Here is a 15206-nt window from a genome sequence, read left to right on the forward strand (position 1 = left end):
TTTCTGACAAATGATTAGCCAAAACTCTTTTATAATTCCTAACTTTGGCAAAATTATACTTTTACGTTTCTAAATGGACAATTTAACATATTTGAGCAACGCCGATTCAAGCTATATTGACGGTATGTACCAAGCTTATAAACAAGATCCGCAATCCGTTGATTTTGGTTGGCAAAAGTTTTTTGAAGGATTTGATTTTGGATTGACAGAAGAAAAAGGTGCTATCTCAGGAGAAGCAGGTGCTGCACCGGAACATTTCTTAAAAGAAATCAATGTACTGAACATGATCAACGGATACAGAGACCGTGGTCACCTGTTTACCGAAACTAATCCTGTCCGTGAACGTCGTAAATATTTTCCAGGTAAAGAATTAGAAACATTTGGTCTCTCAGAGGCTGATATGGATACTGTATTCAATGCCGGTGTAGAAGTAGGTTTAGGCCCTGCGAAACTCAGAGATATCCGTCAGCTGATCGAAGACACTTATTGTCGATCTATCGGTGCCGAATTTCGTTATATCCGTAACCCGGAGAAAATCAAGTTTCTTCAGGACAAAATGGAAGTAGAACGCAGTACGCCAAACTTCTCTTTGGATAAGAAAAAACGTATCCTTAAAAAATTAAATGAAGCTGTAATTTTTGAGAATTTTCTGGGAACCAAATTTTTGGGTCAGAAACGTTTTTCTCTTGAAGGAGCAGAGAGTCTGATACCTGCACTGGATTCTATCATTGAAAAAGGTTCAGAAATCGGAATACAGGAATTTGTATTAGGTATGGCTCACCGTGGCCGTCTGAATGTACTGGCCAATATCATGGGTAAATCGTACAAAACGATTTTCTCTGAATTCGAAGGCAAGATGTTAGAGGAGGATCCTGAAATCCACTTTGGAGGTGATGTGAAATACCACTTGGGATTCTCATCCGATGTAAAAACTGATGACGGTAAATCCGTACACTTAAGCCTTGCTCCAAACCCTTCTCACTTAGAAACAGTAGATGCTATCATCGAAGGTATGGTACGCTCCAAGATCGATATGAAATATGAAGGCGATTCATCTAAGATCGCTCCGATTATGATTCATGGAGATGCAGCTGTAGCGGGACAAGGTATCGTATACGAAGTCATCCAGATGTCCAAACTGGATGGTTACAAAACCGGGGGAACGATCCACATTGTTATCAACAACCAGGTAGGTTTTACAACCAACTTTAAAGATGCACGTTCATCAACATACTGTACCGATATTGCTAAAGTAACATTATCTCCTGTATTCCATGTGAACGGAGATGATGTAGAAGCATTGGTATACGCTATCAATCTGGCAGTAGAATACCGTCAAAAATATAAAACAGATGTATTTATAGATCTGTTGTGCTACAGAAGATTCGGTCATAACGAAGCTGATGAGCCTAAATTTACACAACCCTTGCTTTATAAAGCGATAGAAAAACACGCCAATCCGCGTGAGATCTATGCACAAAAATTACTGGATCAGGGCAGTGTAGATGCCAATCTGGCAAAAGAAATGGAAAAAGAATTCCGCAGCCTGCTACAGAGTCGTCTGGATGAAGCTAAGGAATCTCAGAAATTAAATGATGAAACACCGATGTTCTCAGGAGCATGGAAAGGACTTCGTCAGGCAAAAGCCAATGATATCTTCAAAGTTGCAAATACAAAAGTAGACAAGAAGAAATTTCTGGAACTTGCCAAACAAATCAGCACACTTCCATCCGATAAAAAATTCTTCCGTAAAATCACGAAAGTGTTTGAAGATCGTCTCAAAATGATTGAAAATAACAATTATGACTGGGCAATGGGAGAACTGATGGCCTATGCTACACTTCTGAATGAAGGAAACCGTGTCCGTATTTCGGGTCAGGACGTACAACGTGGTACATTCTCGCACCGTCATGCCGTAGTGACACTGGAAGATTCGGAAGAAAAATATGTGCCTTTAGCAAATATCGAAGGTGGTGACAAATTCAACATCTACAACTCGCACCTTTCAGAATACGGCGTATTAGGATTTGAGTATGGATATGCTTCTGTCAATCCACATTCACTGACCATCTGGGAAGCACAGTTCGGTGACTTTGCAAATGGTGCTCAGATTATCTTTGACCAGTATATTTCCAGTGCAGAGACAAAATGGAGACGTTCTAATGGCCTTATTATGTTATTGCCTCACGGTTATGAAGGACAAGGACCTGAACACTCTTCAGCACGTATTGAACGTTATCTGGAGCTGTGTGCCAACAATAATATCATCGTAGCGAACTGTACAACTCCTGCAAACTATTTCCATCTGTTGCGTCGTCAGTTACACAGAGACTTCCGCAAACCATTGGTAGAAGCTACCCCTAAAAGTCTGCTTCGTCATCCAAAAGCGGTATCAACATTAGAAGATTTCACTGAAGGAGCTTTCCAGGAAGTAATCGACGATCCAAACGTAACAGCGAAATCTGTAAAACGTGTTATCCTTTGTTCAGGTAAGATCTACTACGAATTATTGGAAAAACAAGAAGCAGACAAACGAAATGACGTGGCGATTGTTAGAATAGAACAACTCTTCCCTGTGGCCTTTGATCAGATCGCAGCATTGCGTAAAAAATATGCGAAAGCAGAATTTATCTGGGTACAGGAAGAAAACGAAAATATGGGGGCATGGCCATTCTATTTGCGTAAATTCAATGGTTCAGATCTCAATCTGACTGTTATCGCAAGAGAAGAAAGCGGAAGTACAGCAACGGGGTATATGAAGCAACACGCTACGCAGCAGGCTGCCATTATTAATAAAGCATTCGAATTAAAAAAATAAAACATAAACAGCAGCTGATCCTGGCATCAGCTGTTGTTCACAAAAAGAGAATATATGAGCTTAGAAATCAAAGTACCAGCCGTAGGTGAATCGATTACGGAAGTAACCTTAGCACAATGGTTGAAACAAGATGGCGATTATGTAGAAATGGATGAAAACATCGCCGAATTGGAATCTGATAAAGCAACATTCGAATTACCTGCAGAGAAAGCCGGTATCTTGAAAATAATTGCACAAGAAGGAGATACTTTAGAAATTGGTGCTGTAGTATGTACAATCGAAGAAGGATCTGCACCTGCCGGTGGTGATGCTGCCCCTAAAGCAGAAGAAACCAAAGCTGCTGCACAGCCTGCTGCATCTACATCTGCGCCAGCGGCTTCAGACGATGAAGATCAAAATTCATATGCTGCAGGTACTGCATCTCCCGCTGCTGCTAAGATATTAAGAGAAAAAGGAATCGATCCTGCTGCTGTAAAAGGTACAGGAAAAGATGGCCGTATCACAAAAGAAGATGCTGAAAAAGCGCAGGCCGGTGCTAAACCTGCAGCAGCTCAGTCAACAACTTCTGCTCCTGCTGCTACACCAGCTCCTGCGGTTGCCGGTGCACGCAACGAGCGTCGTGAGAAAATGACTTCTTTACGTAAAACCATTGCTAAACGTCTGGTAGCAGTGAAGAACGAGACAGCTATGCTGACTACATTCAATGAAGTCAACATGCAGCCGATCATGGATCTGCGCGCTAAATACAAAGATACATTCAAAGAGAAACATGGTGTAGGTCTTGGATTTATGTCATTCTTTACAAAAGCAGTTACAACAGCACTAAAAGAGTGGCCTGCAGTAAATGCCCGTATCGAAGAAAACGAACTGGTATACTCTGACTTTGCAGATATCTCTATCGCTGTATCAGCACCAAAAGGATTAGTTGTACCGATCATCCGTAATGCAGAATCTCTTTCTCTACATGAAATCGAGAAAAAAATCGGAGAATTAGCAGGTAAAGCCCGCGACAACAAATTGACTATTGAAGAAATGACAGGAGGAACATTTACCATTACAAATGGTGGTGTATTCGGATCTATGATGTCCACTCCTATTATCAACGCTCCTCAATCTGCAATCCTGGGAATGCACAATATCATCCAACGCCCTGTTGCGGAAAACGGACAGGTAGTAATCCGTCCGATGATGTATATCGCATTATCATATGATCACCGTATTATTGACGGACGTGAGTCTGTTAGCTTCCTGGTACGTGTAAAACAATTACTGGAAGATCCTGCTAGATTACTATTAGAAGTATAGTTCTTTAGTCACATTCCATAAAACAATACTACAGGCTATACTAACACTATAGCCTGTTTCCGTTCCTTATTTTCTTACTTGCTAAAATCTCTACACTTATGGTTAGAAGATTAATTACGTCACTCCTCTTGTTATTATTATATACAAATTCCAATGCGCAGAATGTTGGTTATCAAATAGATTTTCTGGGATACGCTGATAACAGAGAATTTAAAGCTCCATATACAGAATCCAAAACAATCTTCGGAACGCGTATATCGCCTGAACTCTACTTCAAACTGAGCGACAATCATACTGTACATGGAGGAATACATGTAGCTCAGGAATTCGGAGAAAGAGAGCATAAAAACCCCATGTTGAGACCCATTATTTACTATAATTACAAAAATGAAAACTTTGATTTCTCCATAGGCCATATTCCACGTTACGATCTGATGAAGAATACCCCACGCGCTATTCTCAATGACACCCTCATCTACTTCAGACCCAATATTGAAGGAATGATGCTGGCGTACAGAAACGATCATTTTCAGCAAAGGCTATTTATAGACTGGACCAGCAAACAATCTGACAAATACCGTGAAGAATTTTTGGTCGGTATGAATGGAAAAGTAACAGTTGGCGATTTTTACTTTTCGGACGATCTCATTTTATGGCATAATGCTCTTTCCGCGAATAGTAATATTGATGAACACATTCAGGATAATGGCGTCGGCATATTCAAACTGGGAAGCAATCTGACAAACAAAACTCCTTTAGATTCTTTAATAATAGATGCCGGTATAATGATGGGTATAGACCGGATAAGATCCCAATATGATTTTAGAGTAAAGAAAGGGTTCATTGCTAATGTCTATATGGCTTTTAAGTCCTTTTCATTAGAAAATACATTCTATAAAGGAGGAAGTCAAAATACACCTTATGCAGACAGTTATTACAGATACAGTACATATGACCGGCTTGATGTGGGATGGTCTCCAATTCAATCGGCCAATATTCAGGGTACACTCAAACTCGCTTTGCATTTTACTCCCGGCCGGATAGACAACCAGCAAATGTTTACACTGCGTTATCTTTTGAACAGAGCTATTCGTGTAAATAAAAAGTAAACAAACAGTAATTTACTTCTTATATGTCAGCTTATTCCCGATCATACGATTGTTGTATTGCTGTATAAAGGCTTTCATTTTGGTTTCCATTGTATCCAGAACAGGAGGATGTTGCTTAAACAGATCGGTTTTCATAAACCGGTCCTCTTTCAGATTAAATAACGTCAGCGGACCTTTGCTGTCATAGGTCATAAAGTAATCCTTGTAATAGAAATTAAAAGATCCCGAATTGTTATTGACCACAAAGTTGTCATGCTGCTGTTCATCAAATCCGTTAAAACCAAATGAAAAATAAGGTTTATCATAATGAAGGTAACTTAGTACCGTTGGCATAATATCCGTTTGCTGAATGAGCTTTGATGAGCGCCCCTTGAGATTTCCGCCCGGATAATAGAATATAATCGGGATTGCATATGCATTTGGCAATGTCTTATATTCCGGAAGGTAACTTACAGTAGCATGATCGGCACAGATTACAAACAATGTATTTTTGTACCAGGGCATTTTTGATGCTGTAGTAAAAAATTCCTTCAAGGCATGATCCGTATATCCCACAGGCTCCTGTACTTCTAAAGGTCCTTTTGGAAAAACACCTTTATACTTCTCCGGAACCTTAAAAGGATGGTGTGAGGACAAAGAAAAGAAACTGGCAAAAAAAGGCTGTTTGAAGGTGTTTATCTTATTTGCCATAAACTGCATAAACGGTTCATCCCAGATTCCCCATATTCCGTCAAAATCCGCATCATTATTATATTCGTTCTTACCGAAATAATTCTTGATCCCAGCCAGTCGGGTATATGCTGAAAAGCCCATACTTCCATTGGGAGCACCATGGAAAAATGCTGTTTCATAGCCCTTATCACCCAGCAGTTTTGCAATACTCGTTGTTTCATTACCCGAATAGATAGAGAGTACAAAAGGTTCCCCAACCGAAGGAATGCCCGTAATCACAGAAGGCAAAGCATCTATAGATTTACGCCCGTTTGCATAAGAATGATCAAAAGTATAAGCCTGTCCGATCAGCGAATCCAGAAACGGAGTATATCCTTTGTATTGTCCGTTCTGAATATCTCTGTTCAAAGCGCCAATATGCTCCTTTGCATAACTCTCCAAAATCAGGAAAACTACATTAAGATTACGGAATGAAGCCGTATCTGCAGGCTGATGAATAGTCGGATAAATCTTATCCAGTTCCTCATCTGCAAAGTAATGAACAGGCTTTAAATTGACAGCCTTAAGTGTCTTCAATATTGAAAAAGGTGTATTCAGCACAATATTCATTTCCTCAGGCACTTTGACATAATCTCCGGCATTGCTCAGGGTTATAGGCCGTGTGCTGTGTGCCCATCCGCCACGTACTCCCCCGATAAACAGAAAAGCATAAAACAACATCAGTATAAGGTGAATACCTGCTGTTTTCCAGCTGAACACCTGAGGCTTTTCAACCTTGATAAGGTCATACGTCTTCGCCAGAAGATAAACCAGTCCGACAAATAACACAACCAGATACCAGTAGCCCAGCAAAAAATCAAAAGTAAGTTTCAGCAGATTACTTTCATTGGCAAACTGATCAATTACAGTACCTGTAGTTCTCTTTAATGTGAAAGGATAATAGGCATAGTCGATCAGGTTAAGCGCTATCCCGATACTGTTTGTAATAACAAATATCCATTTCGCTATCCGCTGGTAAGTACTGTTATACTTGAAAGAAACAGGAATAATATAGAGTAGAATATAAAGAATATTGAGATAAAGCAAAGCAGCAACATCAAACTTGACACCACCTTTCATCATGGTAAAAAGTTCACCTGCGCTTACATTAGGAAACAAACCAATGTTAATCCAGTAAAAACCAATCCGCAATAATGTATAAATAAATAAAAGCAGTAAAAAACGGAGCGCTACAGCTATAAAAGGAGCTATCGGATGCTTTAATGTCAATACTTTCATACCTAATACTTCAAAAATTCATCGTAAACCTTTTGATAGTACGCTTTAGCTATATTTAACAAACTATCATTTTTCGCAACAGGATAAGATCTGTTTTGATTGTAATTGATGATCTTACCAATGTTGTCAAAACTTAAGACCTGCTCCGGAGTAATTACCCCAAAGGCATCCTTAGAATTATAAAACGCAATCTGCGGAGTAGTCTTATTAAACAAGTCCCTGCTCCAGTGATAGCGATGAGAGGATATCCCCATCTGTTGCAATAAAGTCGCTACGAGATCAGTCTGATTACCTATGCGGGAGTAAATTTTACCCCTATACTCCGGTTTTATGACATCTCCGAAAAACAATAATGGGATATGAAAACGATTAGGATGCGAAAGATCCCATTTCTCAGATGGCAAACGGTGTCCGTGATCTGCGATCACCACAAAAAGTGTGTTCTTATACCACTCTTTCTGCTTAGCTTTTGTAATAAAATCGTACATCACCGAATCCGTATAGTAGGCGGTACTTCTGAATTTATCAGCATTCGTCTTATTGCCAAACTTATATCCGTTCTTCAGTTCAAACGGCTCGTGATTGATCAGTGTAAAGATCGTCGAAAAGAAAGGTCTTTTTTCTTTATCAAAATCAGACAGCATACGTTTGAACACCTCATGATCATACGCTCCCCAGGAAGCGCGGTCAACATGATTATCAAAATTGGCATTATCCACAATCTTAGCAATCCCATGCATATACATGTAAGATTTGAAATTATAAAACTCACTCTGACCTCCGTGATAGAAAGAGGTATGATAACCCGCAGAATCCAGCTCCTGCCCTATAGCCGGCATATTCTCATGCTTATCTATATATTTGATAATGCTTTCAGGTCCCTGAGCAGGGAAAGCACTCAGCGTACCCACCATCCCCTTATCGGACCGATCCGAAGCAGAATAGATGTGATCGAAGAATATCCCTTCGCGGATAAGTTTTTCAAAATTTGGAGAAATACCCTTCTCCCCGCCCATAGAAGCAACCAGATCACCAACGTAACCTTCCAGAAGAATAAGCACCACATTAGGCCTCTTATTGGTCAGTATTTCCACCGTAGAATCCGGATTTGCAACGAAAGCAGGTTCCAATGCTTTCGTCAGGGAATTCGTGTCCGCGTAGAAACTATACGGATTCTTCAGTTTAGTACTCCTTTTGAAATAATCCCGCAAAAGTGCCCATTGCGTATTCACTGCCGCATGATTGTAAAATGTTGTTTCCGAAAAATAAGCCTTACTTGGATTTAAGGTCGCTCGTCCGTATCCACCGCGTATAAACGTAAACAGAATAAAAACACAGACAACAAATTTTAATACATTGGGTAATACTTTCTTCAGGTTAAAATAATGGACCTTACCCAGCATCCACCGATACAATTTCCATCCTACAAAAATAAAAACGACCATCCCCAGAATAGGGACAAAAACAGGAGTAGATTCAGCAGATGCAACTGCTCCTGATGGAGATGCCCAGAAAGCATCAATAGCTCTCCGCGAAATTTTATCTCCCCACTCCCTGTAAATATTAATATTAATAAAGGTTACTATAGCATATATAGTCAGTACACTGACGGTATAGATATCTATCCATCTTCTCGAAAAGCGCACTTTAGGAAAAAAAGAAAGTACACTATAGAACAAAAAAGGAAGCGCTACAATATAGGATACTGCAGACAGATCTAATGAAAGTCCGTTATAATAAATCCGGAAAATATCAGCGAAATGATTAAAGCCTATCTTCTCAAAAAAAGAGCAGATGAATAACAGGCGATCCACAAAAGTGATAAGAAGCCAAAACAAAAAATATTGAACCAGAGCCCTTACCTCATTAGTTATATCATTCATTGTTAATGTCAAATAAAAATAATGGTGCAAAAGTACACTAAATTCAGTGAGTTAATTCTGTATTAACAAAATATTATCAAAGTATGATGACTCTTTTACAAACGGAATCTTCAAATAAGTAAGGACAAATGCTTATTTTTGTATTCTTTTATTTTTTACTTACAAAAATGAGTATAGCGAAAACTTACAATCCTAAAGAAGCTGAAGAGAAATGGTACAGCTATTGGATGAATAACGGATTTTTCCGTTCGACTCCAGATGAACGTGAACCGTATACAATAGTAATGCCTCCTCCTAATGTCACCGGAGTTTTACACATGGGTCATATGTTGAACAATACGATTCAGGATGTATTGATCCGTCGTGCACGTATGCAGGGTAAAAATGCATGCTGGGTACCCGGAACAGATCATGCATCTATTGCTACGGAGGCTAAAGTCGTCGCTATGCTTAAAGAACAGGGTATTGATAAAAAATCGATCAGCAGAGAAGATTTCCTGAAATATGCCTGGGAATGGAAAGAAAAATACGGAGGCATCATCCTGAAGCAGCTGGAAAAATTAGGGGCATCATGTGATTGGGAACGCACTAAATTCACAATGGATCCGGATCTTTCTGAAGCGGTATTGGATACCTTTATCAAATTCTATAAAGAAGGATATATCTACCGTGGAGTACGTATGGTCAACTGGGACCCTCAGGGAAAGACAGCCTTGTCCGACGAAGAAGTAATCCGTAAAGAGGTTAACCAAAAATTATACTACATCCGCTATCAGGTAAAAGATTCAGACCAATACGTTGTCATTGCGACCACACGTCCTGAAACTATCATGGCAGATTCAGCAATATGTATCAATCCGAATGATGAACGTTACCAGCATTTAAAAGGAAAAACAATTCTTGTACCTCTGGTAAACCGTGAGATACCAATCATCGAAGACGAATACGTAGATATGGAATTCGGTACAGGATGTTTAAAAGTAACACCTGCACACGACCTTAATGATTACGAACTGGGACAAAAACACAATCTCGAAGTAATAGACATCCTCCATGATGACGGTACGCTAAACGAGAAAGCCATTATCCTTATTGGTGAAGATCGCTTTATCGCCCGTAAAAAAGTAGCAAAACTACTGGAAGAAGCAGATCAGATCGAAAAAATAGATGATTATAAATCCCAGGTCGGATTCTCCGAACGTACAGATGCAGCCATCGAACCTAAGCTGTCAATGCAATGGTTCTGCAAAATGGATGAACTGGCCAAACCGGCACTGGATTATGTACTCAGCGGTGAAGTCAACCTGATACCGGACAAATTTACAGCCAGCTATAAACACTGGATGGAAAATGTCAAAGACTGGTGTATCTCCCGTCAGCTATGGTGGGGACAACGTATTCCGGCCTGGTATAATGATAAAAACGAATGGGTTGTTGCAAAAACGGAAGAAGAAGCCATTCAGGAATTCACAAGCCACGGCAAATCGGCGGCTGGCATACGTCAGGAAGATGATGTATTGGATACCTGGTTCTCTTCTGGTCTATGGCCAATGTCTGTATTTGATGGTGTACGTAATCCTGAAAACCAAGATTTCAACTATTATTACCCGACCAACGATCTGGTGACGGCTCCCGAAATTCTATTCTTCTGGGTAGCACGTATGATGATCATGGGACATAATTATACTGGAAAAGCTCCTTTCAAGAATGTATATCTGACCGGAATCGTACGCGACAAACTGGGCCGTAAAATGTCTAAATCACTGGGAAATTCTCCGGATCCTATCGAACTGATGGAACAATATGGTACTGATGGAGTACGTGTAGGTATGCTGCTGTCCTCCCCTGCCGGAAATGACCTTATGTTTGATGTGTCCTACTGCGAACAAGGACGTAACTTTGCTAATAAGATCTGGAATGCATTCCGTCTGGTAAAAGGTTGGGAAATATCAAATGAACCGGCACCGGAAGCAGACAAAACTTCTGCAGCATGGTTTGAATCCAGATTTAACCAGGCACTGGTAGAAATCGAAGAACACTTTGCAAGCTACAGATTATCAGACGCCTTGATGGCGACATACAAACTCATCTGGGATGATTTCTGTGCATGGTACCTGGAATTGATCAAACCGGCTTACGGATCTCCGATCCCTGCCGGGACATTTGAAACGGTCAAGACATTCTTCCAGCGCGTATTGACACTGGCACATCCGTTTATGCCATTCCTCACTGAAGAGCTATGGCACGACGAACTATTCGGCACGCGCGAGGCTAAAGACTGCTGTATCGTAGCGGAATACCCTAAAACTGCAGCTTTTGATGAAACGCTTATCAAAGAATTCAATACAGTAAAACAAGTTATATCTGAAGTAAGAAATGTGCGGAATACCAAACAGATCTCACCGAAGGTAGCACTGCCACTGGCAATAAATGCAAATGATATTGATTTCAGAAAATATCAGGACAGCATTATCAAACTTGCTAATATATCGGAACTGACATTTGTAAAAGAAAAGATCGCTGGTGCTGTGAGTTTCCTTGCAGGACGTGATGAATGTTATATTACAATGGAGAACAATATCGATGTGGATACAGAACGTGAACGTATAAGCAAAGAAATCGAATACCTTAGAGGCTTCCTGATCTCAGTAGACAAAAAACTTTCTAACGAACGTTTTGTCCAAAATGCAAAACCTGAAGTTGTTCAGAATGAACAAAACAAAAAGGATGATGCACAAGCGAAAATCAAAATCCTGGAAGAAAGTCTCGCTAATCTAGGCTAATATTCTTCATACAGCATAATACAGAGGCTTCGTCACTTGTGGACGGAGCCTTTGTTTGTTTATAAATAAGATATTTTCACCATTAAGTTCTTAAATTTATGTTCACCGATATCAAAATGAAAAAGATCATTATACTTAGTCTGCTTCTTTTGGGCACCCTTTCCTTCGCCTCCATACATCCTGTTCAAAAGCTTCCGGAGGGTTTTGTGTATATCCATAAACTGATTCCCAATATTCAGTATGACATTCGCTATGCCGGCAACCACAACTTTACAGGAAAAAAGATCAACAGCTATAATAAAGAAGTAGCGATTCTTTCGAAGCCCGCAGCCCGGGCGCTGAAGAATGTTCAGCGGGAACTGAACAGAAAAGGATTGGGACTCAAAATATTCGATGCCTACCGTCCTCAGACAGCAGTAGATAATTTCAAAGAGTGGGCCTTGATGATAGAAGATACCCTTGCAAAGCAGGAGTTCTATCCGGATATCGACAAAAGAGACCTCTTTAAATCAGGATATATCGCCGAAAAATCAGGACATAGCAGAGGCAGCACCGTAGACCTTACACTTATCTATATCAAAAGCAAAATCGAACTGGATATGGGAAGCCCGTTTGACTATTTCGGCACACCTTCCCATCACGATTATGATGATCTCACAGGCAGCCAGAAAGAAAATCGCCAGATTCTCAAAACAATAATGGAAAAGTACGGTTTTAAATCTTACCAGAAAGAATGGTGGCATTATACCCTTAAAGATGAACCTTATCCAAATGAATACTTCAACTTTCCGGTAGAATAGATCAAATTGAAAAACACATTTCGCTATGACAACACTGACTTACAGCATTGAAATCAATGCAACTCCAGAAAAAATCTGGCAAACACTTTGGGATCAGGAAAACTACAAGGTCTGGACAAATGTATTCAGCCAGGGAAGTTATTATAAGATTTCAGATTTTAAAGAAGGAAATACCATTCATTTTCTGACTCCGCGCGGAGACGGGATGTACAGTCTGATCAACAAGCTTGAGTATCCGGACTATATATCCTTTCAGCATCTCGGTGAAATAGTCAATTTTGAAGAAGTACCCAATCACGATCCGGAATGGGGAGAGTTATACGAAATATACGAACTTCATCCGCAAGGACAAAAGACTACGCTTATAGTGAAAGTAGATACACTGACTGAATATACAGAAAGTATGAATAAGACGTTCCCTCAGGCACTACAAAAAGCGAAAGAAGTTGCTGAGCAGCCTTAATCATAAATCATCATACCGAACAATTAATATTAAAATTCAGTCTGCCTGAGGAATTAAAATTTCAGTACAATCAAAAAGGATTAAAACGGAGCGTCATCCGGCATATCATTCATACGTGAAGGCATTGTGATACCGCCGCCGCCAAAACCTTCAAATGAAGTTGAAGGATTCATGGCTGATGAAGAAAACGAAGTTGGTTCAGCACCGAAACCACCAGCATCTCCCATACCCGAGAATTCGTCTTCAAGATCGACGAACTTTACGAATTTACCAACGAAACGCAAAGGCACAATACCGGTTTCACCATTCCGGTGTTTGGCAATGATAACCTCACCTACACCCGCTGTAGGACGCCCTTCCTCATCTTCTGTAAGACCATAGTATTCCGGACGATACAGGAAGAGTACCATATCCGCATCCTGCTCGATAGATCCCGATTCACGCAAATCGGAGAGCATTGGACGTTTACTGTTTCCCGGACGGGACTCTACCGCACGACTTAGCTGCGAAAGAGCCAACACAGGAATATTCAACTCCTTGGCGACAGACTTCAGTGCCCGGGAGATACTACCGATCTCCTGCTCACGGTTACCTCCACCCTTACCTTCAGATTTACCATGCATCAGCTGCAGATAATCGACAATAACCATCTGAATATCGTGTTGCGCTTTCAGACGACGACATTTAGCACGGAATTCAAAAACGTTAAGGGCAGGTGTATCATCGATAATAAGAGGAGCTTCTGTCAAACGCCCGATTCGGGAATGTAACTGTTGCCACTCATGATCCGCAAGATTACCCTTTTTAAGTTTTTCCTGTTCAATTTCAGTTTCACCTGCGATAAGACGATTCACCAGTTGAACAGAAGACATCTCCAGTGAAAATACCGCCACAGGTTTATTATGATCCACAGCAGCATTACGCGCTACAGAAAGGACGAATGCCGTCTTTCCCATCGCCGGTCGAGCCGCAATAATAACAAGATCCGAAGGCTGCCACCCTGAGGTCATACGGTCTAAAGCCGTCAGACCCGAAGGAACACCCGTCAGACCGTCAGTCTTATCTCTTAACAGCTCTAAAGAAGAAATCGCCTCACGCATAATGTCATCCATCTTACGGGAGTCTCTTCTTAAATTGTTTTGTGCGATATCAAACAAACTCTTCTCCGCATGATCCAGAAGATCAAAAATATCAGCCGTCTCATCGTAAGAGCTATTGATAATCTCAGTAGAAACTTTTATCAGCTCTCTCTGAATATACTTTTGGGATATAATACGGGCATGGTATTCAATATTTGCAGCAGATACCACACGATCCGTAAGCGACGTAATGTAGTACGCACCACCGACCATCTCCAGAGCACCCATTTTACGCAATTCCGTGATCACTGTCAAAATATCAATAGGTGAAGTTTTCTGAAACAGATTGAAGATCGCTTCAAAAATTTTCTGATGCGCCTCCTTGTAGAAGGATTCCGCTTTCAGAATATCAATGATCTCACTCAACGCATTCTTCTCCAGCATAAGAGCTCCCAAAACAGCTTCTTCCAGATCAATTGCCTGCGGAGGCAACTTGCCCAACCCACTGACCAGATTATTGAGACGCGTCCGACGCTCTCCGTAATTTGCCCGCTTATTGCTGTCAAATTTATTGCCTGAAAATTCGTTTTCGTTGCTCATGTTGAGGACCTACGTTTGTTTGTCGATGATTAAATATTTTGAATTCCTTTGTTGAGAATTTCAGTTACTCTCGCATTGGGGATAACAAAAGTATAAAAAATACTTTTGGTCCAAACAAAGAGTTGTACACAGCCTTAAAAGTTGCCTCAACAATCATACTAAAAACTGTTGGTACAGACCGCTTAAGGCGACTTAGTTATCAACAGCAAGTGTGAATAAAATGTGAGTTACTATTATAACTGCTAAATTATCAAATTGTTATGTAAATGTGGATAACTTTAGCGTTTGTTAACAACATAAAATTACACAAACCGATTTCGCCTAATTAAAGCACCATATACAGCTAATCTCTGTAGCGATTAACAGTCAATGACTTATAGAATACTAATGAAAAAATATTTCTAAAACAGGACCTT

Annotated in this window: 9 protein-coding genes; 6 read left to right on the forward strand and 3 right to left on the reverse strand. The window is 40.3% G+C overall.

Annotated features, from left to right (window positions below; translation table 11 throughout):
• Positions 1-73 precede the first annotated feature (73 nt).
• The 3 genes from HMPREF0766_RS15890 (at position 74) to HMPREF0766_RS15900 (ending at position 5232) form a co-directional block, all read left to right on the forward strand.
• Positions 74-2818: a 2-oxoglutarate dehydrogenase E1 component gene (locus HMPREF0766_RS15890; RefSeq protein WP_002999391.1), complete on the forward strand. Its 2745-nt coding sequence runs from the start codon at positions 74-76 to the stop codon at positions 2816-2818.
• Positions 2819-2872: 54 nt separating this feature from the next.
• On the forward strand, positions 2873-4123 hold the full coding sequence (gene odhB / locus HMPREF0766_RS15895; RefSeq protein WP_002999393.1) for a 2-oxoglutarate dehydrogenase complex dihydrolipoyllysine-residue succinyltransferase: 1251 nt from the start codon (positions 2873-2875) through the stop codon (positions 4121-4123).
• A gap of 98 nt (positions 4124-4221) precedes the next feature.
• Positions 4222-5232, forward strand: a complete 1011-nt coding sequence (locus tag HMPREF0766_RS15900; RefSeq protein WP_002999395.1) for a hypothetical protein — start codon at positions 4222-4224, stop codon at positions 5230-5232.
• A gap of 12 nt (positions 5233-5244) precedes the next feature.
• Here the strand turns inward: HMPREF0766_RS15900 and HMPREF0766_RS15905 are convergent, their stop codons facing one another.
• Both HMPREF0766_RS15905 and HMPREF0766_RS15910 read right to left on the reverse strand, forming a co-directional pair.
• Positions 5245-7182: an LTA synthase family protein gene (locus HMPREF0766_RS15905; RefSeq protein WP_002999397.1), complete on the reverse strand. Its 1938-nt coding sequence runs from the start codon at positions 7180-7182 to the stop codon at positions 5245-5247.
• A gap of 2 nt (positions 7183-7184) precedes the next feature.
• On the reverse strand, positions 7185-9065 hold the full coding sequence (locus tag HMPREF0766_RS15910) for an LTA synthase family protein (RefSeq protein ID WP_002999398.1): 1881 nt from the start codon (positions 9063-9065) through the stop codon (positions 7185-7187).
• Positions 9066-9232: 167 nt separating this feature from the next.
• Here HMPREF0766_RS15910 and HMPREF0766_RS15915 point away from each other — a divergent pair, with 167 nt between their 5' ends.
• The 3 genes from HMPREF0766_RS15915 (at position 9233) to HMPREF0766_RS15925 (ending at position 13111) form a co-directional block, all read left to right on the forward strand.
• The gene (locus tag HMPREF0766_RS15915; RefSeq protein WP_037460531.1) at positions 9233-11848 is read left to right on the forward strand and encodes a valine--tRNA ligase; all 2616 of its coding nucleotides are present in this window, start codon (positions 9233-9235) and stop codon (positions 11846-11848) included.
• A 116-nt stretch (positions 11849-11964) separates the two neighbouring features.
• A complete protein-coding gene (locus HMPREF0766_RS15920) occupies positions 11965-12648 on the forward strand; it encodes a M15 family metallopeptidase (RefSeq protein WP_236590429.1) in 684 nt (227 codons plus the stop codon).
• 25 nt (positions 12649-12673) lie between these two features.
• A complete protein-coding gene (locus HMPREF0766_RS15925) occupies positions 12674-13111 on the forward strand; it encodes an SRPBCC family protein (RefSeq protein WP_002999404.1) in 438 nt (145 codons plus the stop codon).
• A gap of 80 nt (positions 13112-13191) precedes the next feature.
• Here the strand turns inward: HMPREF0766_RS15925 and dnaB are convergent, their stop codons facing one another.
• On the reverse strand, positions 13192-14790 hold the full coding sequence (gene dnaB / locus HMPREF0766_RS15930) for a replicative DNA helicase (RefSeq protein ID WP_002999406.1): 1599 nt from the start codon (positions 14788-14790) through the stop codon (positions 13192-13194).
• Positions 14791-15206: the final 416 nt, after the last annotated feature.

It is taken from the genome of Sphingobacterium spiritivorum ATCC 33861, assembly GCF_000143765.1.
Classification (GTDB): Bacteria; Bacteroidota; Bacteroidia; order Sphingobacteriales; family Sphingobacteriaceae; genus Sphingobacterium; species Sphingobacterium spiritivorum.

What these genes read in the sequence shown, in the direction of transcription:
- HMPREF0766_RS15900 (WP_002999395.1), top strand. Translation starts at nt 4,222, where the DNA reads ATGGTTAGAAGATTAATTACGTCACTCCTCTTGTTATTATTATATACA.
- HMPREF0766_RS15910 (WP_002999398.1), bottom strand. Translation starts at nt 9,065, where the DNA reads ATGAATGATATAACTAATGAGGTAAGGGCTCTGGTTCAATATTTTTTG.
- odhB (WP_002999393.1), top strand. Translation starts at nt 2,873, where the DNA reads ATGAGCTTAGAAATCAAAGTACCAGCCGTAGGTGAATCGATTACGGAA.
- HMPREF0766_RS15925 (WP_002999404.1), top strand. Translation starts at nt 12,674, where the DNA reads ATGACAACACTGACTTACAGCATTGAAATCAATGCAACTCCAGAAAAA.
- HMPREF0766_RS15905 (WP_002999397.1), bottom strand. Translation starts at nt 7,182, where the DNA reads ATGAAAGTATTGACATTAAAGCATCCGATAGCTCCTTTTATAGCTGTA.
- HMPREF0766_RS15920 (WP_236590429.1), top strand. Translation starts at nt 11,965, where the DNA reads ATGAAAAAGATCATTATACTTAGTCTGCTTCTTTTGGGCACCCTTTCC.
- dnaB (WP_002999406.1), bottom strand. Translation starts at nt 14,790, where the DNA reads ATGAGCAACGAAAACGAATTTTCAGGCAATAAATTTGACAGCAATAAG.
- HMPREF0766_RS15915 (WP_037460531.1), top strand. Translation starts at nt 9,233, where the DNA reads ATGAGTATAGCGAAAACTTACAATCCTAAAGAAGCTGAAGAGAAATGG.
- HMPREF0766_RS15890 (WP_002999391.1), top strand. Translation starts at nt 74, where the DNA reads ATGGACAATTTAACATATTTGAGCAACGCCGATTCAAGCTATATTGAC.